This is a genomic window from Glutamicibacter sp. NPDC088483, from assembly GCF_044753145.1.
GTDB lineage: Bacteria > Actinomycetota > Actinomycetes > Actinomycetales > Micrococcaceae > Glutamicibacter.
This window is the reverse complement of record NZ_JBIVMP010000002.1, coordinates 40,557-63,273: the sequence shown is the minus strand read 5'-3', so window position 1 is coordinate 63,273 and position 22,717 is coordinate 40,557. Positions and strand designations below refer to the sequence as shown.

20 protein-coding genes are annotated in these 22,717 nt (G+C 52.8%); 3 read left to right on the top strand and 17 right to left on the bottom strand.

Annotated elements, in window-relative coordinates:
• Positions 1–46 precede the first annotated feature (46 nt).
• The 11 genes from ACIP6G_RS04475 to coaD form a co-directional block, all read right to left on the bottom strand.
• Complete coding sequence (locus tag ACIP6G_RS04475; protein ID WP_400288829.1) at positions 47–3,559, bottom strand: CDP-glycerol glycerophosphotransferase family protein; 3,513 nt, start codon at positions 3,557–3,559, stop codon at positions 47–49.
• Positions 3,560–3,861: 302 nt separating this feature from the next.
• On the bottom strand, positions 3,862–5,139 hold the full coding sequence (locus tag ACIP6G_RS04470; protein WP_388021791.1) for a CDP-glycerol glycerophosphotransferase family protein: 1,278 nt from the start codon (positions 5,137–5,139) through the stop codon (positions 3,862–3,864).
• Positions 5,140–5,187: 48 nt separating this feature from the next.
• On the bottom strand, positions 5,188–5,649 hold the full coding sequence (locus ACIP6G_RS04465) for an adenylyltransferase/cytidyltransferase family protein (protein WP_134780344.1): 462 nt from the start codon (positions 5,647–5,649) through the stop codon (positions 5,188–5,190).
• A 66-nt stretch (positions 5,650–5,715) separates the two neighbouring features.
• Positions 5,716–6,606 carry a glycosyltransferase family 2 protein gene (locus ACIP6G_RS04460; protein ID WP_400288827.1) on the bottom strand — a complete coding sequence of 297 codons (891 nt, stop codon included), beginning with the start codon at positions 6,604–6,606 and terminating at the stop codon, positions 5,716–5,718.
• A gap of 40 nt (positions 6,607–6,646) precedes the next feature.
• Positions 6,647–7,465 carry a CDP-alcohol phosphatidyltransferase family protein gene (locus ACIP6G_RS04455; RefSeq protein ID WP_400288825.1) on the bottom strand — a complete coding sequence of 273 codons (819 nt, stop codon included), beginning with the start codon at positions 7,463–7,465 and terminating at the stop codon, positions 6,647–6,649.
• A 2-nt stretch (positions 7,466–7,467) separates the two neighbouring features.
• Positions 7,468–8,505 carry a glycosyltransferase family 2 protein gene (locus ACIP6G_RS04450; protein WP_400288823.1) on the bottom strand — a complete coding sequence of 346 codons (1,038 nt, stop codon included), beginning with the start codon at positions 8,503–8,505 and terminating at the stop codon, positions 7,468–7,470.
• A gap of 7 nt (positions 8,506–8,512) precedes the next feature.
• The gene (locus ACIP6G_RS04445; RefSeq protein WP_388022946.1) at positions 8,513–9,304 is read right to left on the bottom strand and encodes an ABC transporter ATP-binding protein; all 792 of its coding nucleotides are present in this window, start codon (positions 9,302–9,304) and stop codon (positions 8,513–8,515) included.
• A gap of 85 nt (positions 9,305–9,389) precedes the next feature.
• Complete coding sequence (locus tag ACIP6G_RS04440) at positions 9,390–10,238, bottom strand: ABC transporter permease (protein ID WP_133833488.1); 849 nt, start codon at positions 10,236–10,238, stop codon at positions 9,390–9,392.
• Between the two features lie 136 nt (positions 10,239–10,374).
• Positions 10,375–11,349, bottom strand: coding sequence for an LCP family protein (locus ACIP6G_RS04435; protein ID WP_400288821.1), 975 nt, complete (start codon positions 11,347–11,349; stop codon positions 10,375–10,377).
• A gap of 210 nt (positions 11,350–11,559) precedes the next feature.
• Complete coding sequence (gene galU, locus ACIP6G_RS04430; protein ID WP_133833489.1) at positions 11,560–12,462, bottom strand: UTP--glucose-1-phosphate uridylyltransferase GalU; 903 nt, start codon at positions 12,460–12,462, stop codon at positions 11,560–11,562.
• A gap of 55 nt (positions 12,463–12,517) precedes the next feature.
• Entirely contained in the window at positions 12,518–12,988 is a 471-nt protein-coding gene (coaD, locus tag ACIP6G_RS04425; RefSeq protein WP_105661166.1) for a pantetheine-phosphate adenylyltransferase, read from the bottom strand.
• Between the two features lie 110 nt (positions 12,989–13,098).
• Between coaD and ACIP6G_RS04420 the strand changes: the two genes are divergently transcribed.
• Positions 13,099–14,310 (top strand): aminotransferase class I/II-fold pyridoxal phosphate-dependent enzyme, encoded by a 1,212-nt coding sequence (locus ACIP6G_RS04420; protein WP_400288819.1) that lies wholly within the window; start codon positions 13,099–13,101, stop codon positions 14,308–14,310.
• The gene (locus ACIP6G_RS04415) at positions 14,307–15,089 is read left to right on the top strand and encodes a spermidine synthase (protein WP_400288816.1); all 783 of its coding nucleotides are present in this window, start codon (positions 14,307–14,309) and stop codon (positions 15,087–15,089) included. The genes ACIP6G_RS04420 and ACIP6G_RS04415 overlap by 4 nt, the downstream gene beginning before the upstream one ends.
• Here ACIP6G_RS04415 and rsmD read toward each other — a convergent pair.
• From rsmD to ACIP6G_RS04395, 4 genes are read right to left on the bottom strand one after another with little or no spacing between them, the layout of a single operon-like run.
• On the bottom strand, positions 15,066–15,650 hold the full coding sequence (rsmD, locus tag ACIP6G_RS04410) for a 16S rRNA (guanine(966)-N(2))-methyltransferase RsmD (protein WP_105661164.1): 585 nt from the start codon (positions 15,648–15,650) through the stop codon (positions 15,066–15,068). The genes ACIP6G_RS04415 and rsmD overlap by 24 nt on opposite strands.
• Positions 15,651–15,669: 19 nt before the next feature.
• The gene (locus ACIP6G_RS04405; protein WP_400288813.1) at positions 15,670–17,856 is read right to left on the bottom strand and encodes an ATP-dependent DNA helicase RecG; all 2,187 of its coding nucleotides are present in this window, start codon (positions 17,854–17,856) and stop codon (positions 15,670–15,672) included.
• Complete coding sequence (locus tag ACIP6G_RS04400) at positions 17,849–18,817, bottom strand: DAK2 domain-containing protein (RefSeq protein WP_105661162.1); 969 nt, start codon at positions 18,815–18,817, stop codon at positions 17,849–17,851. The genes ACIP6G_RS04405 and ACIP6G_RS04400 overlap by 8 nt, the downstream gene beginning before the upstream one ends.
• A 23-nt stretch (positions 18,818–18,840) precedes the next feature.
• Positions 18,841–19,887, bottom strand: coding sequence for an LCP family protein (locus ACIP6G_RS04395; protein WP_105661161.1), 1,047 nt, complete (start codon positions 19,885–19,887; stop codon positions 18,841–18,843).
• Between the two features lie 141 nt (positions 19,888–20,028).
• Between ACIP6G_RS04395 and ACIP6G_RS04390 the strand changes: the two genes are divergently transcribed.
• Positions 20,029–20,478, top strand: coding sequence for a DUF3515 domain-containing protein (locus ACIP6G_RS04390; RefSeq protein WP_400289345.1), 450 nt, complete (start codon positions 20,029–20,031; stop codon positions 20,476–20,478).
• 77 nt (positions 20,479–20,555) lie between these two features.
• Here ACIP6G_RS04390 and ACIP6G_RS04385 read toward each other — a convergent pair whose 3' ends face one another.
• Positions 20,556–21,668 carry a D-alanine--D-alanine ligase family protein gene (locus ACIP6G_RS04385; protein WP_400288811.1) on the bottom strand — a complete coding sequence of 371 codons (1,113 nt, stop codon included), beginning with the start codon at positions 21,666–21,668 and terminating at the stop codon, positions 20,556–20,558.
• Complete coding sequence (locus ACIP6G_RS04380) at positions 21,668–22,702, bottom strand: NAD(P)H-dependent glycerol-3-phosphate dehydrogenase (protein ID WP_400288809.1); 1,035 nt, start codon at positions 22,700–22,702, stop codon at positions 21,668–21,670. The genes ACIP6G_RS04385 and ACIP6G_RS04380 overlap by 1 nt, the downstream gene beginning before the upstream one ends.
• Positions 22,703–22,717: the final 15 nt, after the last annotated feature.

Here is a 22,717-nt window from a genome sequence, read left to right as displayed (position 1 = left end):
TGCAGGAGGCCCGGCACCGCAATTTCAATAAGCTGCGGTGTCTTCCTTATTTGAAGAAGCGCTCAACAACGCGCCGCGCGGCATGCCCGTCATCATTTGGGGCAAACTGTTGAATGAATTCGTCTCGATTCACCCCTGGCAGATCAGCCCCCGCCAAAGCTGACGATAGTGCATCCCAAAGGTCGTTCTCTTCTTCAACAATTGGGCCAGGCAACGCACTCTCGTAGTCCAAATAGAAACCACGCAGATTATCCCGGTAGTTCTCCAGATCGTATGCATAGAAGATAATTGGTCGTCGCAACAGCGAGTAGTCGAAGAATACCGACGAATAATCAGTAATCAATACATCAGAAGCAAGGTACAGTTCCTGAATATCTGGATGACTCGAGACATCGATAATGCGATGCCGCAGGCTCTCCGGAATCGACACGGCATTTGATACCAGCACATGCATGCGCAACATCAAGATGGTGTCTTCGCCAAAACGACGGTCGAACTCCTCCAGATCCATTGGCAGGTCGAATCTGAATTTACCGCGGCTTGAAGCCGCATCGTCACGGAATGTCGGCGCGTAAAGTACGGTCTTGATTCCTGGGGGTATCGCAAGCTCATCACGTACACGCTTTTCTTGCTCAGCAACGTCGGTACCGGTCAAGATGTCGTTTCGGGGATAGCCGAGCTCCACGGCTTCGCCTGAGAATGCATAGGCGGATCGCATGATTTCGCTAGTGTAGCGAGAAGGTGAAATGAGGTGCGTCCATTGGCGCGTTGCTCGTGTAACACGCTCAAGATACCCCTCATCGCGGCCTTGAACTTCGCGAACATCGAGTGCCATCTGTTTGAGTGGTGTTCCGTGCCAGGTCTGCAGGAACACTCCCTTCGCGCGACGCTTCACATAGTGCGGGAAGCTCTGGTTATTCACCCAGTATTTTGCCCGTGCGAGATGCCAGAAATATTCTGGGGACAATCGCTTAACGGTAGTCGTCAAAGGATCGGAGAAGCGGTGCTTTCCCGAGTAAACCCATACCTTGCGACGTGTGTCACCTTGTCGCAGCAATTCCTCGTAAATATACCGAGGAGAGTCGCCGTACTGATTCCCGAGACCCGATTCGAAGACGATGAGGTCTTCTTCCATGGGAGCAAGCTTGTACAACTTGTATAGCTTGCGCATGACGTCAAAGTACCGCTTGTTCCTACGGAACTTGTTCTTCAACTTAACCGGCAATTCGGCACGCCAGCCAACGTTGGGTCTGCCACGCAACTCGGCTCGCTCTATTTCTCCCGTTATGCGTTGCGAATTGTTTTGGTCCCGGTGGGTCATGAACACGTCAGCACGTTGACGGTACTTGTCTTCCATGGCTTTACCTCGTTGCAGGGTACGCGAAAGATCATGCAGCAATGTTTCTGCATCAAAGGCAATGCGGCCTGGCAATTCGTCGTCCAAGTTCAAATGCGATCCGCTCGGTCCCAAGAAGCGAGAGCGATCGAACTGGTAGTAGTGAACAGGCTTGTGCAGGAAGCTGAAGTCAAAGTTCACTGAAGAGTAATCCGTGACCATGATTGCCGCGGTCTTGATTAGTTCCTGGACGTCAATTTCACCTTGGACAATTAGTCGAGCGGGCGTGCCAGCGAAATGATCCCTGAATTGCATCATGTTGGGATGGAGGCAGAAAACAACTTCCAGGCCATGCCTCTGGACTAATTCTGCAAGTTCCGCCGAATTAAGCAGGTTTTTCCATTGCTCGAGGTAGTCCGATTCAAGGAAAACTTCCTCATTCTGCAACCAATCACGCCACGTTGGGATGATCAGGAGCATGTTCTCGTTAACACTCAAATCCGTCGCTAGCAAGGAATCGAACCGGGATAGCCCGGTGACCTTGACTTCGTCAGGCGAATAAAGGAAGTCCTTAACGATGTACTGCTTCTCGCGCTCAGAGGAAACCATGAACAGGTCCGTCGCAAAGCCAGGTGAATTCTTGCCGTAGTTGGGAACCATCCATTTGGTTCCCATGACGCCATGCTGCAAGAACACCCGAGTAGCGCGGCAACGCGACGAGAAGCTATGGTGCCTTGTTGGGTACAAGTAATCGGCATGGTGCGTGCCGATGACTCGTTGTGCACGAATAGCCAATTCAAAATGTTCTTTGCTGCCATGGAAAACGACGTGATCCATGGAATCGAAATTCCGCAAATCGGGAGCTTTCTCATCGATGACATAGTATGCATCAATATCTGGGCGTTCTTTGCGCAGGTATTTGAACAGATGCAGCCCGTTGTCCTGAGCCTTGTAGGACAGTTCGCCGACGATCCAAATCGGCTTCGAATCCGATGGCTGGCTGATTGGGAAACTACGCTGTTTAGCGTTAGCAAGTACGGCAAAGGCTTCTTTGTCGAACACTTCCAGAATCACCGATGTTGATTTTGCTTTGAAGGTGAAATACGGAGAAATCGCTAGAGTCTGTTCACCGATTGTCACCGCATCCGCCCGCGTCGTGCTGCGCACGGCAAACGGGGTACGAGTCACCCGGATGCGTGCAAGCTCACCGCTGGAATTCGAAGTCGCCAGCAAATAGAGATCGTAATTATCTCCACGATCGATCGCCTCCCAGTCAGCAGATTTGAAATCCAGGGTTGCTGACCAGCTGTAGATAGCACGTCCAAAACGCTTTGCTGCATGCTTTTCGTCGAAAACCAGCTCCGCTGGAACTTCCACTGCAAATTCCGATTTTCGTCCAACCAGTTGCAAAGTGACTGAGGACAACCGGTCGCTCTGCGTTTCCAGCACTCCGCCCAACGACAGCATGCCGTCGTGGATCCGGGTGATGTCAGTACGAATTCGATATTTGAAGCGTAGAGGGCGGTTCAGGGCCAAAGCCACTTCGGCCTTCTTATTGATATAAAGTCCTACGCTGCGTTCGCCTGAATTATAGACCGTGTCATGGCTAAAAGTAGTCGACGAGAACCGCCCCAGAATACGGTGGGCGATAACAGGGCCGCTGAGGATTAGTTCCCCAACGTCGATCCGTTCCCGGACCTCTTTGCGCCTGAGCAGTTCGCCGTCTTCAGTTAGCTGCAACCATGCGATACCCGGAGGCAATTGATCGAATTCGGAGCTGAAGGTTAGTGCAAGACGAACCGTACCGGCGTACAGGTCATTTTCTAGAGTCACGTGGTTGTCATCTGCGTCATCCGAATCAGGAACGCTGGATTCCGGCTCTTCGTCACTGGAAGCGAGTTCGCGATAGTCTTGCCACCGATCAAGAAGGGGATGCAGAGAGATCTCAGCATGGATTCGATGGGATTCATCGTGACCGTTTTTGACTAGATCAGACGTAAGTGGCGCAACAGAAAGAACGATATGGCTACCGTGTAATACCGAAACGGATTGCACGGAATGGGCAACGCTAGCGTCCAGATGCAGAACTTCATCACGAATTGCAAGGTTCAGCTCTTGGTAGCCGCTGTAGTAGCGATACTTCTTACGCTTCAACCGCTGGGTACGCAAAGTCTGCATCGCTGACTGCGCCAAGTCTTGCATAGCTCGAATTTCAACTGCCACGAATAGTGTCCTTCAATGTTTTAGCTGTTATCCCCCGCCTCAGTCTTTCAGCGGAACAGCCTGGAAATCGCGCGTGTACAACATGAATAGGCCGCTAGCACCACACGGCAGTGGCCGTCATTTCATGTGATTCACAGTCTAAGATTACCGCCCATGGGCGCTCAAATCAGTTTGAAACCGCCACGGACACCTGCAAATGGCCATAGAGTCTGCCTCGACTGGAGCGTTGTCATTATCTGGCGCTTAAAGCAATTGGTCCCAATTCGTATGGTACGAATCGGGACCAAGGAGTCAGCGGACCTCTAGCTGTGCCAACCCCGGAAGTTCTCCAGCTTTCCTTGACGTTCAACAATCAGCTTCTGAATGACGTCCTGGAATCGCTTAGTTGAATCGCCTCGGTTCAGGTCGCCAAAGTAGAACTGGCGCATTTCAATGCGCTGATCCTTGTGTCCGTCACGAGTCAGTGCATCGGCGAGCAGGTCTCCAACGTTCTTCACGCTATCTTGGTCTACCACGTGGCAGGCCTGCGCAACGGGTGCATCGCGGTGAAGAATTTCGCGGTTACTACGTCGGTCGGAAATGACTAACGGATTGCCCGGGTGGAGGTACAGGTAGTCCAGGCCTACGCTGGAAACATCGGTAATCAGCGCATCGGTCGACTCGAACATGGCCAAGATATTGCCCTGTTCGGATATCGCGTGCTCTCCGCCGGCTTCATTGGCAGCTTCGATCATTTCCAGAATGCGTGCGTGTGCCTGAGCAACGCCAGGAGTATTGCTTTCCTGAATTCGTGGGTGCGGCTTGTAGACGACGCGCCAAGAAGGGTTCTCCAACAATGACTCGACAATGGCAACACCGTATTTGTCCAACGAGGTGTAGTTGTTGTCTTCGTTTTCCCCTTCCCACGTCGGCGCATACATGACATCGAACTTCTCGCTTGGTTCCAATTCAAGTTCGAAGTTGATATCCAGCTGCGGACGACCGGTGACTTCCAATTTGTTGAACTCGAAGTCAATCAACATTGCCTCGTGGCGCTTGATGGCTGCAGGGCCTGCGACAAAAACCTTGTCGTAGGCCTTGGCCTTATTCGAAACCATCGAGAGTTTGTCGCTCTCACCATGGTTTACATGCACGTGAACAAGCCTTGGGTGATCCAGGGACTGGAAATTCGTGCGCGAATTGTTGGTGTATATGACCAGCTTCAGGTCATTGTCATCATAAAGATCCATGAGATCGGTCAATCGGCGTACATAGATCCGTGGCAGGTCTGTAAATTTCTCCGCCGCTTTGAAAGCACTCAAAGTACGGAAGACCAGCAGAACTTCTTCTTTCTCATGGAGTTCTTCAAGCACCGGAAGCCACTGAGTCACCTGATAGATCTTGTCAGCGCCATCGCCGAAGTAAACCGCTACAGATCCTGGTACCGGAATATTGGATACACCAACATTCACATTGGCCGACGGACGACCGGTTAGCCCCATCAGACGGGATATCCGTTTTGCTTCCGGACGTCGCCCCACTTTTTGCAGGGCGCCCTTTACGCTGGACTTGATGGAGTCTGTGATGTGCTCGCTAGCCATGAGTACTTTCAAATCTCGAAAACAACAACTTACAACTAAACGAGTTTACTAGCTCAGTTCCTTCACGATCTGGCTCAAAGTGTCCAATGTGTTCTTTAACGACGTGACATGTCGCTCATCGAACTCGCTCAGGACACGTTTCATTTCAGTTGTCGAGATACCGGAGGTACGTGGAAGGTAGACAACTTCGACTTCATCACCGAGGTCGTCAAACTTGCCCATCCAGTCTTCGCCGATGCCGAAGACCTTTGCATCGTACTTCTTGATGTCCGTACGTTTCTGTTCCCAGTTCTCTTCGGGAATGGCGAGGTCTACGTATTTGATGGCCTGGACGATCTCAAGACGCTGTTCGAAAGGAACTACAGGCTTCTTGCCCTTGATGGCGTTGAATTCGTCAGTGGATACGCCAACAACCAGGCGGTCGCCCTTCTCCTTAAGACGCTTCAGGATATTCAGGTGGCCGATATGGAACAGGTCAAAAGTTCCGTACGTCAAAACAGTTTTAGTCATGGGTCCCTTTCGAAGTAAGGTAATAGCTTCGCTTGCTCAGCTAGTGGCGCTCACTTGTATTCGTCGTTAGATAATAGGCAGACGACCCGCGAGGGTCATGCGAACTATTGTTTTCCATCTAAGTTTAGGCCGTGGTTCACGGTACCAGGGGCTGCCGGTCCAACCTGCCCGCCATCCGGCTATGTACTGGGACACAGCGCTTTTGTTGTGTCGCAGCCGCAAGCACTCAATGAGCATCCAGGTTGTTGGATAGATCCAACGCAGCGGCACGGGCAAGTTACGGCGAGCCAGCCACACCCGGTTTCGGGCATTCAAACGATAGAACTCGTCGTGGCGTCGTGGATCCACGATTGGATGGCCAATCTGCATGTCGCCGGCATACCAGACGTAAGTGCCGGTGTCCCATACACGCCAGGCAAGTTCGATGCCTTCATGCGCGTACCAGAATCCCCCTGCCCAGCCACCAGTGGAATCAAAAATTCTACGGGTAGTAACTAGGCAAGTTTCACCCACGTGGAAAACTTTGCTTGGTTCAACTGCCGTTCGTTTTTTCAATCGCGGGATCCAACGTCGTGGATTCTGTTCTTCGTTTTCCGGATCAGTGATGCGCGGCTGCAACAGCCCCATGCGAGGGTAATGCTTGAACCGTTCGACAGCCGTAATCAAGAAGTCATCATCGATGAACCATGAATCGTCATCGAGGAAGCACAAGTATTCGCCATTTACCTGGTTCACTCCAGCATTGCGGCCGGCCGGAATGCCCAAATTCTCTGGAAGAAAATGAGTCTTGATCCCTTCAGGGATATCCGTAGGATCCCATCCGTTGCCTACGACTACAGCGTCAATCAGCACTGAGCGTTGAGCCAGCAAAGATTCCAGGGCGCGTCGGAGCTCAACCGGGCGGTTACCCATGGTCAACACAACTACGCCGATGGTTGGCTTGATCTCTGCAGGCATTTGTCCTCTAAGGCGGTGGGATATACGGAATTAGGTCAAACTATGCTTTGAGTCGGGACGAGGCCATATTGGAAAGGAAATGCCCAAAGTTCACCAAGACGCATGCAGGCAACAGGATCCAGATCATCCACTTTTCAGCGACTCCTGGAATACCAACGATTACGGAGATAATTGAGCATCCAAGAATGATCAGCGATAGTTCCACTGCGTGCAGTAGCTTATGGAATGGCAAGAAGCGAGCCAAGGAACGCAGCTTTCCAACGAATGAAATTGTTGGAACAGATCTGGCGGCGGCAGTATCCGGCAATTTCCCGAGACCCGCCATGCCTCTGGCCGCATGAACCATGAGTGACTGCGAACGGTTCAGGACCAGAAGAACCGACAGGCAAGCGGCCATGAACAGTGTAGGCCAGGCCTGCTCAACTGAGGAATCATCCGCAGATAGTTCTCTGAAGACTCGGTAGCCCAAAGCAATTGGGATCAGCGCCTCTGTTGTGTGGTGCCCAACCATGTCAATGAAAATACCGCGAGGAGATTGAGTTCCCCTCCAACGTGCGACTTCTCCGTCAGAACAGTCAAAATACAGCTGGAGCTGCGACAAGATTACTGCCAGCAACGGTCCCCAGATGCCAGGGATCAACAACGCTAGAGACATGATCCAACCCGCAAGAATCATCAAGCCGGTAACGCCATTGGCACTGATACGCGTGCGCACCAGTATTGCGGTGAGGTAAATGGAGATATGACGCAGGTACAGCTCAGCTGTCCAGTGCTCGGCATTCTTACGCGCACGGACTTCCGGAGGTTGGCAGACCGCACGCAGCTGTTCGAGCGTTGGATTCTTTGGACGTTCAACCATGATTACCTAACGCGCCCTTTGTCGACAGTGCCGGCTGCCCCGCAAAAACGACCCTTGATGTATCCAAAAGCCCAAGGCAAATGGATTGCGGGGAAAGCACATGCTGCCAGCAACTTGTCTTTCAATCCTTTTGCGTTGCTAGTCAGCCCCGCAGCCAACGCGATCGCTGCATAGACCGCAGGTACGGCCTTGGCCAAGTTCAAAACTACGCTCACACCGGTTGGGGCTGCTTCGCGAACTAGCGGCTCAATTACAGTTGCCGCTAGTCCCGTTGCGACCCCCAAAAGCAATAGTGGTGGAACATCGTGGCGCAACGACTTACCTTCAGGGAAGCGCCGCGCAATTTCTGCTCGCCAAGTCCCCGAGGCCTTGGACTGGCTAATCAAGGATTTGAAGCTATCACGCGGATAGTAGCCGACCTTTAGTTCTGGATCGAACCAAACGGTGTGGCCCGCCTGGCGAATACGCAAGCAGAGTTCCCAATCCTGGGCTCGCCATAGTTCCTCGTTGTAGTAACCGACTTCTTCAAATACTTCGCGACGAAAGATACCGAGGTACGCAGATTCAGCAGGGCCTTCTGGGGCACCCGAATGATATGCCGGTCCGCCAAAACCAAACTTCGAATGATAAGCCGCTGCGATTCCTCGCTGGACAGGTGTACGCCCTTTTGCGTCCATCAGTCCCCCAACGTCGTGCGCATTCACGCGAAAAAGAGTTTCGATTCCACGTTGTGTGTAGTGCGACGGCAGCTCGCTATGGGCGTCGACGCGAATAACTATCGGCAAAGTAGACGCCCGAATAGCCAAGTTGAGACCAATGGGTGTTCTGCCAAGAGGATTATGGACTAATACGATTCTTGCGTCGGCATCAGCCAGGCGTCGGGCAACGTTGTTTGTTGTATCAGTACTGCGCCCTAATGCCAGTACAAGTTCCTTCTCGCCAGAATAGTCCTGCCCCAAGATCGAACTTACCGCTTCTTCAAGGTAGTCCGCTTCGTTCAGCACGGGCATGACATAGGAAACGCCAGGAAGTTGAGTCATGCGGGCCTTACTTCTTCGCTTTCAAGAATTTCTGATATTCCTTTATCACTGAAGCAGTGTCACCATCCATCATTTGCACACCCTTTTCAATCCAGATGCAACGATCACAGGTTTCCTTGATGGAATTCATAGAGTGGGAAACATTGAAAATGGTACCCGCGCTATCCCGGATTTCGCGGATTTTGGCCTCACTGCGCTTTCGGAATTTCGCATCGCCTACAGCAAGAGCCTCATCAACAATGAGGATGTCATGTTTTTTAGAAGCTGCAATCGCGAACTTTAGCCTTGCGCCCATGCCCGAAGAATATGTACGCATTGGGAGGTCGATAAACTCTTCGAGCTCGGCAAATTTCGTAATCTCTTCCCGCATCTTCTCGACTTCAGCGCGGCTATATCCAAGCGCCAACCCACCTAGGGTAATGTTCTTGTCGCCTGAAAGATCGGGGATTAAAGCTGCGCCTACGCCAAGTAGGCTGGGGCGTGAACGAGCGAATACTGCGCCATCCGATGGCGGAGTCAGTCCAGTGATGGCCCTAAGCAACGTGGATTTGCCCGAGCCGTTCGAACCAATTACACCGATTGATTCATTTTCATAGGCGACAAAGGAAATTCCCTTGAGCGCATGAACTGTTCGAACACCTCTGAGCTTTGGTTGGAGAAGGCGGCGGGCGCCTGCGTTTCCAATTGCCTTGCCACTTGCAAACACCTCATACTTCACATGCAGATTATCGACGATGACGACAGGCTGCCTTGACGAATCCACAGTAATCGACTGCGACTCGACTTGGTCAGGCGTCACAACGTCGATGAAGGAGGTGTCATCTGAGAATATAGGCGCTGGCTCGTACTCCGGATGCAGCTGCGGGTTAATCAGATCATCGAAACTAATTCGCACGTCCGTACCTTTCTTCGGCCTTCCAGAAGAAGATCAACCCAGCGATAAGCATGAAAATTGCCCAAACGGATATAACCCACCATGCCTGCGGGTCATACTCAGCATGATCCATGATGAATCCACGAGCCAATTGCAGGGTCTGATATATCGGATGTATGTCGAAGATTGCAATCATCCAGGGCCAATGATTCAGAAGTCGTTCTGCGCTGAAAAGCACTCCTGAGGTGTAAAACAGAACGCGGCCAATCATGGGTAACACGTTCGAGAAGTCACGGACGTGCACAGTGATGCGAGCACAAATTAACGCGACTCCGAGGTTGAAAACAGTAAAGATTGCAAGGATCGGTATAATCCCAAACCAAGTCCACTTAGGGCTGGTACCAAGAATCAGAGCGTAAATGAACATCACTGCGATCATTGGCATGAGAGTCAGCAAGTTCTGGGTAACCTGAGCGACAGGCAGAGATAATCGTGGGAAGGCAAGAGATTGCACCAAAGCCGCATTCCCCGTGATCGACTTGGCTCCGCCGTTCATCGAGGTTGAGAAGAACTCGAAAAGGAAAACGCCGATCACGACATAAACGGGGAAATCGACACCTCGTGCGCCGCCCTGCAAGATGCCGAAGACAAATCCGTACACCAAAGCATTGAATGTCGGCTTGATTACGATCCATACCATCCCCAGGCGATTTCGCTGGTTCTGCGATTGGACGCGTGCTTTAGCCAGCTCATAAATGAACTCGCGGCGTTGCCATGTCTGCTTCAGATAGTTGACCAATGTTGGTCTTGCACCAACACGGTGCAAGCCGTATTTTTCGGCCTCATCTGCAACTGTCATGCGAATTATGTCCTCTTGTTCGAATGCTTCTTGATGCATTATCGGCTAAGCATAGATGTACAAAGTCTAGTAGATGGAGAGCTGTTCTTCTGGCTTTCGCTCTTCAGCTTGGTGTAGTACATCCCACATCTACTACTTACGGTGTTTCAGGCGGGTTTTCGCGAAGGTAGTCAGCCATGGCATCGCCTTGCAAAGCTTCGCTAATTTGAGCAATAGCGAGTTCGCTTGCCAATTCTATTGATTGCCCGTCTGCACTAGTCGATGTTCCAGCAGTTGGCATGGTGAACATCTCCATATTCTCCGTGTCCACGTTTTTGAGTTGCAAACCCAGTCCGACCAAGGTTGCGGCATCAAAGTTGTCGTCAAAGGTGAGATAGGGAGAAACCTTGTCGACGATTTCGTACAGCTTGACAGGGTTAGTTAATGTTCCTGATGAGAGCACCTGATTTGCTGCTGCAGCGATGAACTTGCGTTGATTCGCGACACGTTGGTAATCACCATTGGTAAACGACTTTCGCTCGCGCACAAACCGAAGTGCGCGGTCGCCTTCCAGCGTGATGTCGCCGGCTGGGTAGAAGTAGTCCGTGTCGTTTGCCGTGAATGGGATCTCATTATTTACAGTCACACCACCGAGAGCAGTCGATAATTCACGGAACCCTTCGAAATCAACCATGGCTACATGATCAAGCTTGGTGCTGAAGAGTCCTTCAATCGTTTGCATCAACAGAGGAACCCCGCCAAGCGATATCGCGGCATTGAGCTTGTTCATTCCATGCCCCGGAATCTCCACATACATGTCTCGAACCATCGACATAACGTAGACCTGTGAGCGGTCTTCCGGGATATGAACAAGCATCATTGAATCGCTACGTTGTGAAACTGCCCCATCAAGAGCTTGAGCATCGGCAGTACCTTCATCTGCATGATCGACGCCCAGTAATAAGACATTCATGGACTTATCTTCAGGATCTTTGATCGGACGAGCTTGCTCCTCGGCGTCTGAAAATCCTAAATCCACGGTATTAGATTTCGTGTTGAACTGGCGCTGCAAATCGAAAAGAACATAGCCGGTGCTGAGCACTGCCACCAGGAGCACTACAACTACAGACACGACGATGCCTTGTGTTCTCTTCTTTTTCCGACGTTCAGATCGAGTCCGCGCGCTCCGCGACAAAAAGACTGAATCTTGGTCTTGCACTATTCTCATTCCTACTCCACCGGGCAACGATCCCCCAAGGTCAACGGCAGCCTGGGTGACTTCGCGCAATGAAAAAGACTACCCAAGATAAATGTGATTATCCTGAGTAGCCTAGGTCAAGAATTAGTCTTCTAGAGTTCTAACGAAATTCTTCAGCCAAGTCTTCAAGTTGGCCCCGAGTTCTTCGTTCTCCACAGCAAGGGCAATGTTCGCTTGCAGATAACTTAGTTTGTCGCCTGTGTCGTAACGCCGACCTCGGAAAACTACAGCGTGCACACCAGCTCCCTCCCCGTCGGCAGTCGCCAACTCTTGTAGAGCATCCGTTAACTGAATTTCATTGCCCCTACCGGGAGCCGTGTGCTTCAGAATCTCGAATACACGGGGATGCAGTAAATAACGTCCAATGACAGCTAGATTACTCGGTGCTTCTTCAACGCTCGGTTTCTCAACCAATCCATTAACTTTGACGTAGTCGGCATCCTCTACCGGGGACACATCTGCACATCCATAAGCACTGATTTGTTTCGGATCAACTTCCATCAGAGCAATAACTGAACCGCCAGTCGACTTTTGAATGTCAATCATGGAAGAAAGCAAGTCATCATCTTCATGGATCAAGTCATCACCGAGAAGAACCGCAAATGGTTCATCCCCTACATGTTGCTTGGCACATAAGACTGCATGACCCAGCCCGCGAGGATCGCGTTGCCGTACATAATGGATATCCCCCAACGCTGTGGCATCTTGCACCAACGCGAGCTTCTTCGTATCACCCTTCGCTTCCAAAGACGCTTCCAGTGACGGAACACGATCAAAATGGTCTTCAAGAGCGCGCTTGTTTCGTCCGGTAATCATCAGGACATCATTAAGCCCAGCACGAGCAGCTTCGGCGACAACGTATTGAATCGCTGGCTTGTCGACGACTGGGAGCATTTCCTTTGGCATTGCCTTCGTTGCAGGAAGGAAACGTGTCCCTAAACCGGCTGCCGGAATGACCGCTTTGGTAATAGCGCGAGGTGCAGACATAGTGTTGAATCCCCTATCTTCGGATTAGTTAATGGCGACAGTATTGCGCAACTACCTACGGATGAGTAAGCCTCTTGATTACAGCGCGCGGGAAGTACTCATCAACGTCCCCGCCAAGAGCCTGTACTTCCTTGAGCAGAGATGAGGAAAGATGCGTGTATCGCGTATCAGCCTGAAGGAAGACCGTTTCAACACCTGTCAGATGCCGATTCATCGTGGCCATGGGAATCTCATAGGCGTAGTCAACAGTGCTACGCAATCCCTTGACGATTGCTTCCGCTCCCTGCTCCTTGCAGAAATCAGCTAGCAGCCCCTGGCCCATCGGCACAGCGGAAACCCCACGCAGTCCACCGACAGTTTCTTCTACCATGGCGACTCGTTCGTCTTCGCTGAAGCGATACTTCTTGGAGTAATTCGTGGACACTGCCACGATCACCTCATCAAAAAGGCTCGCCGCACGCGCAATGATTTCGACGTGTCCATTATGAATTGGGTCAAAAGAACCCGGGCATACCGCTCTTCGCATGAACTGAATCTATCAAGAACTCATGTCAAATTAGCGATCTGGTGTGAATGTCTCGTAAAGATTCCATGACTTAATACCCTCGTTCCTCTGTACGAGACGATAATGGACTCATGAGCATTGAATTCACTCCATGGCAGCGAACCGCATATGGTGCCAACCTACTAGATTCCAATGGACAGCCCGGAGTGACGATCTTTGAAGAAATCACCGCATTAGCGAATCACCACAAGGCCATCAATCTAGGCCAGGGGTTTCCCGATTCCGAGGGTCCACCAGAAATCAAGCAAATTGCCATCGACGCAATTCAAAATGGCGCTAATCAATACGCACCAGGTTCAGGGACCCTGAACCTCCGCGAAGCTATCGCTGCGCATCAGGAACGGTTCTATTCGTTGAAGCTTGACCCGGAGACTGAGATTGTCGTTTCCACAGGCGCAACTGAAGCCATCGCCGCTTCTCTGCTGGCATTCCTGGAACCTGGCGATGAAGTTGTGACCTTTGAGCCTTACTACGACTCCTATGCAGCCATGATTGGGTTGACCAACGCTGTGCATAAGGTCGTTCAGCTCAAGGCTCCGGATTTCGAACCAGATTTGGATGACCTTCGACGTGCAGTCACTGACCAGACGCGGGTAATCCTCGTGAATAATCCCCATAATCCAACTGGCACCGTATTAGATGTTTCAGTGCTCCAAGAAATCATTGCCCTGGCGCATCAGCACAACTGCATCATCATCGCCGATGAGGTCTATGAACATCTGACTTTCGGTGTGCGACATGTTCCCATCGCGAGCTTGCCCGGTGGACCAGAGCGAACCATCACCATTTCTTCAGCGGGCAAGTCTTTCTCCTTTACTGGCTGGAAAGTAGGCTGGGCAACCGGTCCTCGCCAACTGATCACTGCTGTCCGTACAGTGAAACAGTTCCTGACCTACTCCTCGGGCCCAGCGTTCCAACCGGCAGTAGCGAAAGCCCTGCAACTTCCAGACGCCTTCTTCGAGCGCTTCGCCGCCGATCTCGGACAGTCGGGAGAAATTCTCGCATCAGGCCTAGAAACAGCTGGCATCCCAGTGATTCGCCCAAAGGGTACCTACTTCTTGGTTGCTGATGTACGTGGCTTTGAATTGAATGATGCTGCTGAAGTAGCACGAATGATGCCCGAGCGCATCGGCGTTGCAGCGATACCGATGTCGGCCTTTGTCCGTCCCGAAAACCGAAATGATTACCAGGGTCTGCTGCGCTTCGCCTTCTGCAAAAAGCCTGACGTGATTTCCGATGCGGTTCAGCGATTGCAGCGCCTGCCAGAGGTGCTCTCCAATTGACACGAAAGCCGGCTAAACGGTGGCTTGGTTTCGTCCAGGAACACGCCACGATTTACGACGATGACTTGGTCCCCGGGTCAAAAATACTCGCCATAGGCGACGCGCCCCAGTCGCATGTCAATCTTTCGCATCCGGAAGAAGTCTTCTACGAATATCTCGCGCGCATTGCCAATCATCTGAAGGTCCTGCGCCCAGAAGAGCGTCCAATGAAGATGCTGCATCTCGGCGCTGGCGCCTTGACTCTGGCTCGCTGGGCGAGTGTGGTTTATCCATCGAGTACTCACGTAGCTGTAGACATTGAGCGGGAACTTCTTGATTTCGTTCTCACGCATCTGCCTTTGCCTCAAGGCTGCGACCTGTCTCCAATTGTTGCCGATGCAAGGAGCGTGCTTGCTGAACAACTGGTCGATGAAAAATTTGACGTCATCGTACTGGATATCTTCTCTGGGCCGGACGCACCTGAACACCTCACCACCGACGGCTACTATGCAGAACTCAAGAATTCGTTGGCCAACGACGGATTGCTGTTCGTGAACATTGGCGATGATCCTCCCTTGGATTTCACCTGTTCTCAAGTTGAGGCAGCAGGTTCCAGCTTTGAATTCGTGATGCTGAGTTCAAGTCCGGAGATGTTTACCAAGCGCTTCCCCGGGAACTTGATATTGACAGCGTCCGGCCAACGATTCCGGGACGATCTAATACTCGAATGCCAGGCAGCGGGACCATACCCGTCAGAGGTTCGCCATTCGATGGATCTAGATGGGTTCTGCAAACCATAGGTGCGTTTCGCCGTATTTCTTGTCGGCGAACTTCTCCATGGCGCTCGGCCATGTTGGTTCGGGTGAACGACCGGAACGCTCGACGATCACGGTGGCATCTTCAGCTAGGATTCTGGATATCTTTTCGAGTGTGACAGCTAGTTCTTCTTCAGTCAGGGGGTAAGGAGGATCCAGCAAGACCACGTCAAAAGTCTTGCTGGGCACTCCAGAAACCGCGTTGTAATAACCATCGAGGACGCTATCAACGCTCCCGCGCTGAACCGTCACGGTATCGGTCTTCAATACCTTATTCACCAGTGCCGCATTTTGCTGGCAAACAGAGACCGCTTTGGGCGCCTTTTCTACAAGAACAACCTGCCGCGCACCGCGACTGGCTGTCTCGACTCCTAGCGACCCTGATCCTGCAAAGAGATCCAGTACTCGTGCACCGGAGAGGATGTCCCAGCTTTCCAAACGGGAGAAGAGGGCCTCTTTGACCCGGTCCGTTGTAGGGCGTGTTGCATCACCAGGTACGGACTTCAGTGGACGCCCGCCGGCGGCTCCAGCGATTATTCGGCTCATTGCCTAGATCTACCTTCAATCAGTTCTTATTCAAATATTCTTTGGTGGATTCATCAAGCCAATTCCCGGCAGCCACCAGGAGCCCGGGGTGTTGACGTCCCCAGTTGCCATCGGCAAGGAGGAGACCCGCATCGGTTCTCGCCCGCTCAATAAGCGAGCGATCCTTGATGATGCTCAGTTCCCGCAACGACGATCGGCTACCCGATTGCTGAACGCCGAGGATGTTTCCTTCTTTGCGTTCTGCCAAGTCTGCTTCGGCTAGCTCAAAGCCATCGATTGTTGACTCGATCGTCTTCAATCGTCCTACCGACGGATGGTCCGCGTCCAACCATGTGGTCATGAGGCACGTCCCGGGAAATCCGCCACGGCCTACGCGGCCACGCAGCTGGTGGAGCTGCGAGATGCCAAAGCGCTCAGCGTCCATGATCACCATCAACGTCGCATTATGAACGTCAACACCGACTTCAATGACAGTCGTAGAAATCAGCACGTCAATTTCGCCACGTGCAAAGGAATCCATGGTTTCTTGCTTGTCTGCTGCATCCAGTTGCGAGTGCAGCGCTTCGGTACGTATCCCAACAAATTCAGGCATCCCACCCAGCAACTCCTGCATGGCTTCGACGCTCATGGTTTGTCCGGCAGAATCTTCATAGGTCGCTAGGAGAACGCCTTGTTCCGCTGTCGTGTCCGAAATTCTTGGACACACCACATAGACTTGGTGGCCCTTCCCGACTTCCTCAATGATCCTTGAGAACAACCTGTCCCGGAAACCGGTCAGCTGCATGGGCACAATATGCGTTTGGATCGGTGCGCGCCCCGCGGGCAGGCGCTTGATTGTCGACGTGTCCAAATCGCCGAACACGGTCATAGCGACGGTTCTCGGGATCGGCGTAGCGGTCATGACCAGTGTATGCGGAACAGAGCCGGCCGCCTTAGCCCGCAAGGCATCGCGCTGTTCAACGCCAAAACGATGTTGCTCATCCACGACGACTAGGCCAAGTTCAGCAAATTGCACCTGATCGCCCAGCAGGGCATGCGTCCCAATCACCAGTCCTGTTTCACCGCTGGCAATACCTAATAGGGCTTCGCGACGCTGTGCAGTTTTTGCCGAACCTGTCAGGAGCGCGACTCCAGTTCCCTCGCCTTCGCCGAACAATCCGGGTTCTGCAAGGTTGCCAAGCATCTTCTTGATAGACGCATAGTGCTGGGCGGCCAGGACTTCTGTCGGCGCTAGGAGCGCCGCCTGTCCTCCGGCATCGATCACCTGCAAGATGGCGCGTAGCGCGACAATGGTCTTGCCGGAGCCCACCTCTCCCTGGAGCAACCGATGCATCGGATGTGGCTGTGCCAGATCGGCAGAGATTTGTTCTCCGACAAGGAGCTGGTCTTCAGTCAGGGTAAACGGCAGGATGGCATCAAATTTATCGGCCAGTCGTCCTGGCACCTGTGGACGCGCGATAGCTTTCTGCGCTCCCAGCTGGCGACCGCGTTCCCCTAATGCCAGCTGCAGCATGAAGGCTTCTTCAAAGGCAAAGCGCTGTCGAGCCACGTATGCCTGCTTGATTTCTTTGGGAAAATGTCGATCCAAGAACGCTTGATGGCGTACTGGGTAATGATGGGTGCGTAGCAGTTCTGCTGGAAGAAATTCAGGAAGATTCTGATCTGTGAATTGTTCCATCAACAACGCCATCAAATCCCTGATGCGCTTATTCGGCATCTTCGCCGAAGCCGGATAGATCGGGATAGGGCGCGGATCCGCTTGTGATGCCTCATCTAGGATCGCGTATTCGGGCTGGCTCAGCTGCAGATGGTCTTGGTACCAGCCAACCTTGCCGCTGAACATTGCAATAGTTCCAATATCCAGGTCCGTTCGGGCTTGGTAACCATTGAAGAAGGTCATCTTCAGCTCTTGGCCACCTGCACTGAGCTCATCGCTAACGGTCACTTCAAAAATGAAACCGCGACGCGAGTGCATCTGTCGCTGGCTAACGTTGACCACCTGGGCTACAACGGTGACGTGCTCGTCAAAGGGAAGCTCTGAAATCGGCGTAAGTTCGCCTACTTCGACATAGCGCCGCGGAAAATGCCAGAGGAACTCCCCCACTGTGCTGTAGCCGAATGCCTTTTCCAGCGCGGTGGCGTTCTTATTTCCGAGGAATGTTGAGAGTTCTGCATTCTCAAACGTTGTCAGCGTTGTTTCAGCCATCGTGGGTGCACAGATCGGTGACGCTGATATTCACTGGGTCACCGTATTTCTTGATCAGGTCCAAGGCTTTTTCAGACTCCGGGACATGCACATGTACGCGCCAACGGTAAGTGTCTTCTTCAAGCTGGTTTACCGGTGACATGATCACGGAATTGCCCATGGCATCTAGCTGACCGCGCAGAGTAGCAGCGCCTAATGCATCCAGAGATACAGTGCACATGACTTCGACGCCGGTTTCAGTGTCATTGTTCAGATGAACATGCGGATCCTGGACCTGATAGCCATGGAATTTCTCGTAGGACTCAAAATCAGTGGCGTCGCTTCGAATAGCAGCGCAAAATTCATCGATGATGATAAGCATGCCCACCGCGCCCGCATCTACTACACCGGCTTCAACGAGGGACGGGAGCTCTGTTTCAGTTCCCTTCACTGCCAATCGAGCCGCTTGGCTCATCTGGGTCAATACCGTGTCCAACGCTGCACGGCTCTCTAAATCACACTTCAAGTGAGCAAGGGTTGAGCCTGCGGCCAACGCGATGGCGTTGATCACGGAGAGCATGGTGCCTTCAACTGGTTCACTCAGTGCTGACCAGGAGCGCACCTTGGCGCGTTCAAGCCCAAGAGCTAGCAGCGGAGCGGTAAGCCGCTCGTAACCGACCCACGGTTCACTCAGGCCGCTGAGAAACACAGCCAGCAAGGTTCCAGAGTTGCCGCGCGCCGATTCCATTGACGCGCGCGCAGCAACTTCTAAGAAGCCACCGATGTCGTCGCTTTCCAGTTTACTCACTGCATCGTGACCTGCCCGTGCAGTCAGATACAGGTTACTGCCCGTATCTCCGTCTGCTACCGGGAAAACGTTGATGGCATTGAGCCGGTCAGAATGGTTCCCGAGACTCTTGACACTCCGTGCGAGCCATTCTCTGATGGCACGCACCGAGGTATCGAGTTTTTGGGGAGTCATGGAAAGTTGGTCCTTCAGTGGAGTTATCGTGACAGGTCAGTAGTTTCTACGAACTCTGCCATCTTGTCTTCTTGCAGTGCCTTGCCAAACTTCTCAATCACTTCCATATCCGGAATGACAATGGACTGTCCGTCGGCAGAACGTCCCGGACCCTTGTTAGGAAGGGTGAAGAATTCCATATCGTTCGAACGCAGGTTCAGCATGGAGGAAGCGTAAGAGGCAACCTTGCCAGAATCCAGAGTTTCATCAACTGCAATGAACGGTGCAATTTGAGAAACAACTTCAGAGACCTTACCCGGGTTGGTCAGGGTTTCCTTGGACATCAACTGACCAAGCAAAGCCTTGACGAAAAGCTGCTGGTTCTTGACGCGTTCGTAGTCGCTGCCTGGGAAGGACTTGCGTTCACGGACAAATGCCAGTGCCTGTTCACCGTCCAGAGTTTGAACACCCTCTGGGAAGTACATGCCATTAACAATCGACTGCTTGAAGCCGCGCGGATTATTGACGGTAACTCCGCCCACTGCATCGGTTAGACCCTTGAATCCTTCGAAATCGACGGACGCGACGTGGTTAATGCGAACACCAAAGAGCCCCTCAAGGGTTTCGACTGCTTTGGGCACTCCACCGCTGGCAAAAGCGCGGTTGATCTTGGCAGTGCCTACGCCCGGAATATCAAGCCAGGTGTCGCGCATGACGGAGGTGACAAACACATTCTCGCGGTCTGCAGGAATATGAACCAGCATCATGGTGTCTGAGCGGCCACCGTTAGGCAGGGTACCAAAGTCTTCGCTGTCCTCATCCGCCTCACGAGTTGCGCGAGTATCGCTTCCGAGCAGCAGGATGTTGACGGCGTCCTTGGACTCGTCATTGACTTCAGGACGAGTTTCTTCGGCAGGGAAGGCATCCGTAATCGTCTGGCTTTCAGAGTCGAAAGTTCTGCCAAGGTTCCAAAGGTAACCGGCGGCAACAAGCGCCGCGACCATGACGAGGGCAAGCACGCTTAAGACGATGGCTCGCCCTGTGCGCTTTTTCTTTTTGCGCGGTCGCGCTGGGTGCTCTTCAAAGGACATTTGCTACCTTTCACAGTTTCAACTCTGTACATCCTATCTTTCAGAGTGCCGATGTAGTCTTATAACGTGTCTAAAATCAGCTTGAAAGCCCGACTGTCACCAAAACTTAACCGAAAACTTGCTCAAACTTCGGCATTGGTGATGAGCGGTACTTTATTACTACCAGTACTTGCAGGCTGCGCATCAGTCGCTTCCGTGGACGCTGCCCCGGACGCAGCCAACCCGCTTTGTGCGGAAATGATGGTTGTCCTGCCCGAAGCCATCGATGATGCCGAGCGTCGTTCAACGACCTCGCAGGCAACCTCGGCCTGGGGCGACCCGTCAAAAGTTGTCTTGCGTTGCGGTGTCGAAGTTCCAGGACCCACTACTGACCCCTGCGTATCCGTGAATGACGTCGACTGGGTAGCGAATGAGGATGAAGAATCAGGTATCTGGACCTTGACTACTTACGGCCGGACGCCGGCGACCGAAGTCGTCTTGGATCCTAACGTCATCCCGTCAAGTACCGTGCTGGCCACGCTGTCGGATGCAGCCCAGAAGATCCCGGCTTCCAAAAAGTGCGTCAGCGTTGACAAGTCAGTGAACTTGTAAGCGGATCGCCTACAAGTAAAGCGTGAGGGTGTGTTGATTCTTCAACACACCCTCACGCTTTAACGGCTATTCCCGGATTAGCGCAAACCGATATTCCGGTCGGTAGCCAGCCCAATCAGCTCATCAATAAGTTCACGGTACTCAATTCCCGTTTTGGCCCACATTTGCGGGTACATGCTTGACGGCGTGAAGCCGGGCATGGTGTTGATTTCATTGATGATCCACTCCCCTTCAGGAGTGTAGAAGAAATCAACTCTAGATAAGCCTTCTGCATCAATAGCGTCGAAGGCCTTGACTGCAAGTTCGCGGATCTCGCGAGTGGCTTCTTCGCTCAGATCTGCTGGGCAGCTGAGCTCGGCCGCGGCGCCATCAACATATTTCGCTTCGAAATCGTAGAAGGTGTGCTCGTTATCTGCCACCGCGATTTCGCCTGGCAATGACGCACGCGAAGGTTCGCAGCCGCGGCCTTCAAGAACACCGCATTCGATTTCACGGCCAACGATCCCCTGCTCGATGATCACCTTGGGATCTTCAGCACGGGCAATTTCAATAGCGGCACGAAGCCCCGAAGACTCGTCTACCTTGGTGATGCCTACCGAAGATCCTGCACGGGCCGGCTTGACGAACAACGGGTACTGCAGGTCTTCGCAACGCTTCATGGCAGCTTCGCTGTTGCGCAGCCACTGCTTGTTGGTGATGACTTCGTACGGGCCTACTTTGAAGCCTGCCCCTTCGAAGACTACCTTCATGAAATGCTTGTCCATGCCCATCGCGCTGGCTGCGATACCCGAGCCAACGTAGGAAACGCCAGCCATTTCCAGCATGCCCTGGATTGATCCATCTTCGCCAAATGGACCATGAAGCAACGGGAAGACCACGTCGATCTCGCCCAGATCTGCCACCGTGGAGTCCGAGTAGGACAGCAATGATGTCTTCTGCGCGTCGGTGGAAAGATGCACCGGATGATCCACCGAGGAAATTTCTGGCAGCTTGCCAGCATTCAGTGCCCAGCCTTCTGGATCCTCGTCCAGCAGGGTCCAGCCGCCGTCGCGGGTGATACCCACCGGAACAATTTCGAAACGCTCGCGGTCGATGGCGTGCATGACGCCGGCCGCAGTAACGCAGGAAACGGAGTGCTCTGAGGAACGGCCACCGAAGAGCAAGAGGACGCGGAGCTTGCGTTCAGTCATTAGTGACGTTCTCCTTCAGATTTCAATTCACGCGCCAACAGGCGTGCAGCCATATTTTCAACGCTCAAGGTGCCCTCCAGGACCATGACCACTGCTTCGGTGATTGGCATTTCCACGTGATGGGCCTGGGACAAGTCGAATACGGCACGTGCTGACTTGATGCCTTCCGCAGTCTGCGACATGCGGTCATTGACCTCTTCCAAGAAGAGCCCCTGGCCAAGCAGGCGTCCTGCAGTGTTGTTGCGGGAGAGCGAGGAAGAACAGGTAGCCACAAGGTCGCCTAAGCCAGAAAGACCTGCCAAGGTGTCCAAACGGCCACCCAGGGCGAGGACCAAGCGAGTGGTTTCAGCCAAGCCGCGCGTGATGACGGTGGACTTGGTGTTATCGCCCATTCCCATGCCATCGCACATGCCAACGGCAAGGGCGATGATGTTCTTGACGATTCCGCCAAGCTCAACACCCAAGACATCGTCGTTAGTGTAGGGACGGAAGTATGCAGCAGAGCACAGTTCAGCAATCCACTGCGCAATATCAGAATCGGTGCAGGCCACGACCGAAGCTGTTGGCTGCTCGCGTGCGATTTCCATTGCCAGGTTTGGTCCGGACAGCACAGCGATCTGCTCTGCAGGCAGCCCGGTGACTTCGGCGATGACCTGGCTCATGCGCAGATCGGTCCCGCGTTCAAGACCCTTCATCAGTGAAAGCAATACCGCACCGGGTTCAAAGAATTCTTTGAACTTCGCCAATTCCTGGCGCAACGACTGAGCCGGAATCGCCAAGACGACAAGGTCAGCGTCGGTGAGAACGGTCTTCGGATCCGATGATGCCGTGATGTTGGCCGGAAGCTTGGTTTCGCGCAGGTAGCGTGAATTGGTGTGGCGTTCATTGATTTCAGTGGCGGCGTCTTCGCGACGGGCCCAAATCTGAACGTCGATGCCCTTGTCTGCAACGGAATCAGCAAGCACCTTGGCGAAGGTTGTCCCCCAGCTGCCAGCGCCCATGACGGCGATTTTGCGTGGTAGCGGCTTAGTCAATGTCAGTCCTCTGGA

Coding starts and splice junctions, on each gene's coding strand:
- ACIP6G_RS04460 (WP_400288827.1), bottom strand. CDS start 6,606: ATGCCTGCAGAGATCAAGCCAACCATCGGCGTAGTTGTGTTGACCATG.
- coaD (WP_105661166.1), bottom strand. CDS start 12,988: ATGCGAAGAGCGGTATGCCCGGGTTCTTTTGACCCAATTCATAATGGA.
- galU (WP_133833489.1), bottom strand. CDS start 12,462: ATGTCTGCACCTCGCGCTATTACCAAAGCGGTCATTCCGGCAGCCGGT.
- ACIP6G_RS04395 (WP_105661161.1), bottom strand. CDS start 19,887: ATGTCCTTTGAAGAGCACCCAGCGCGACCGCGCAAAAAGAAAAAGCGC.
- ACIP6G_RS04465 (WP_134780344.1), bottom strand. CDS start 5,649: ATGACTAAAACTGTTTTGACGTACGGAACTTTTGACCTGTTCCATATC.
- ACIP6G_RS04400 (WP_105661162.1), bottom strand. CDS start 18,817: ATGACTCCCCAAAAACTCGATACCTCGGTGCGTGCCATCAGAGAATGG.
- rsmD (WP_105661164.1), bottom strand. CDS start 15,650: ATGAGCCGAATAATCGCTGGAGCCGCCGGCGGGCGTCCACTGAAGTCC.
- ACIP6G_RS04470 (WP_388021791.1), bottom strand. CDS start 5,139: ATGGCTAGCGAGCACATCACAGACTCCATCAAGTCCAGCGTAAAGGGC.
- ACIP6G_RS04390 (WP_400289345.1), top strand. CDS start 20,029: ATGAGCGGTACTTTATTACTACCAGTACTTGCAGGCTGCGCATCAGTC.
- ACIP6G_RS04440 (WP_133833488.1), bottom strand. CDS start 10,238: ATGACAGTTGCAGATGAGGCCGAAAAATACGGCTTGCACCGTGTTGGT.
- ACIP6G_RS04450 (WP_400288823.1), bottom strand. CDS start 8,505: ATGACTCAACTTCCTGGCGTTTCCTATGTCATGCCCGTGCTGAACGAA.
- ACIP6G_RS04385 (WP_400288811.1), bottom strand. CDS start 21,668: ATGACTGAACGCAAGCTCCGCGTCCTCTTGCTCTTCGGTGGCCGTTCC.
- ACIP6G_RS04455 (WP_400288825.1), bottom strand. CDS start 7,465: ATGGTTGAACGTCCAAAGAATCCAACGCTCGAACAGCTGCGTGCGGTC.
- ACIP6G_RS04420 (WP_400288819.1), top strand. CDS start 13,099: ATGAGCATTGAATTCACTCCATGGCAGCGAACCGCATATGGTGCCAAC.
- ACIP6G_RS04405 (WP_400288813.1), bottom strand. CDS start 17,856: ATGGCTGAAACAACGCTGACAACGTTTGAGAATGCAGAACTCTCAACA.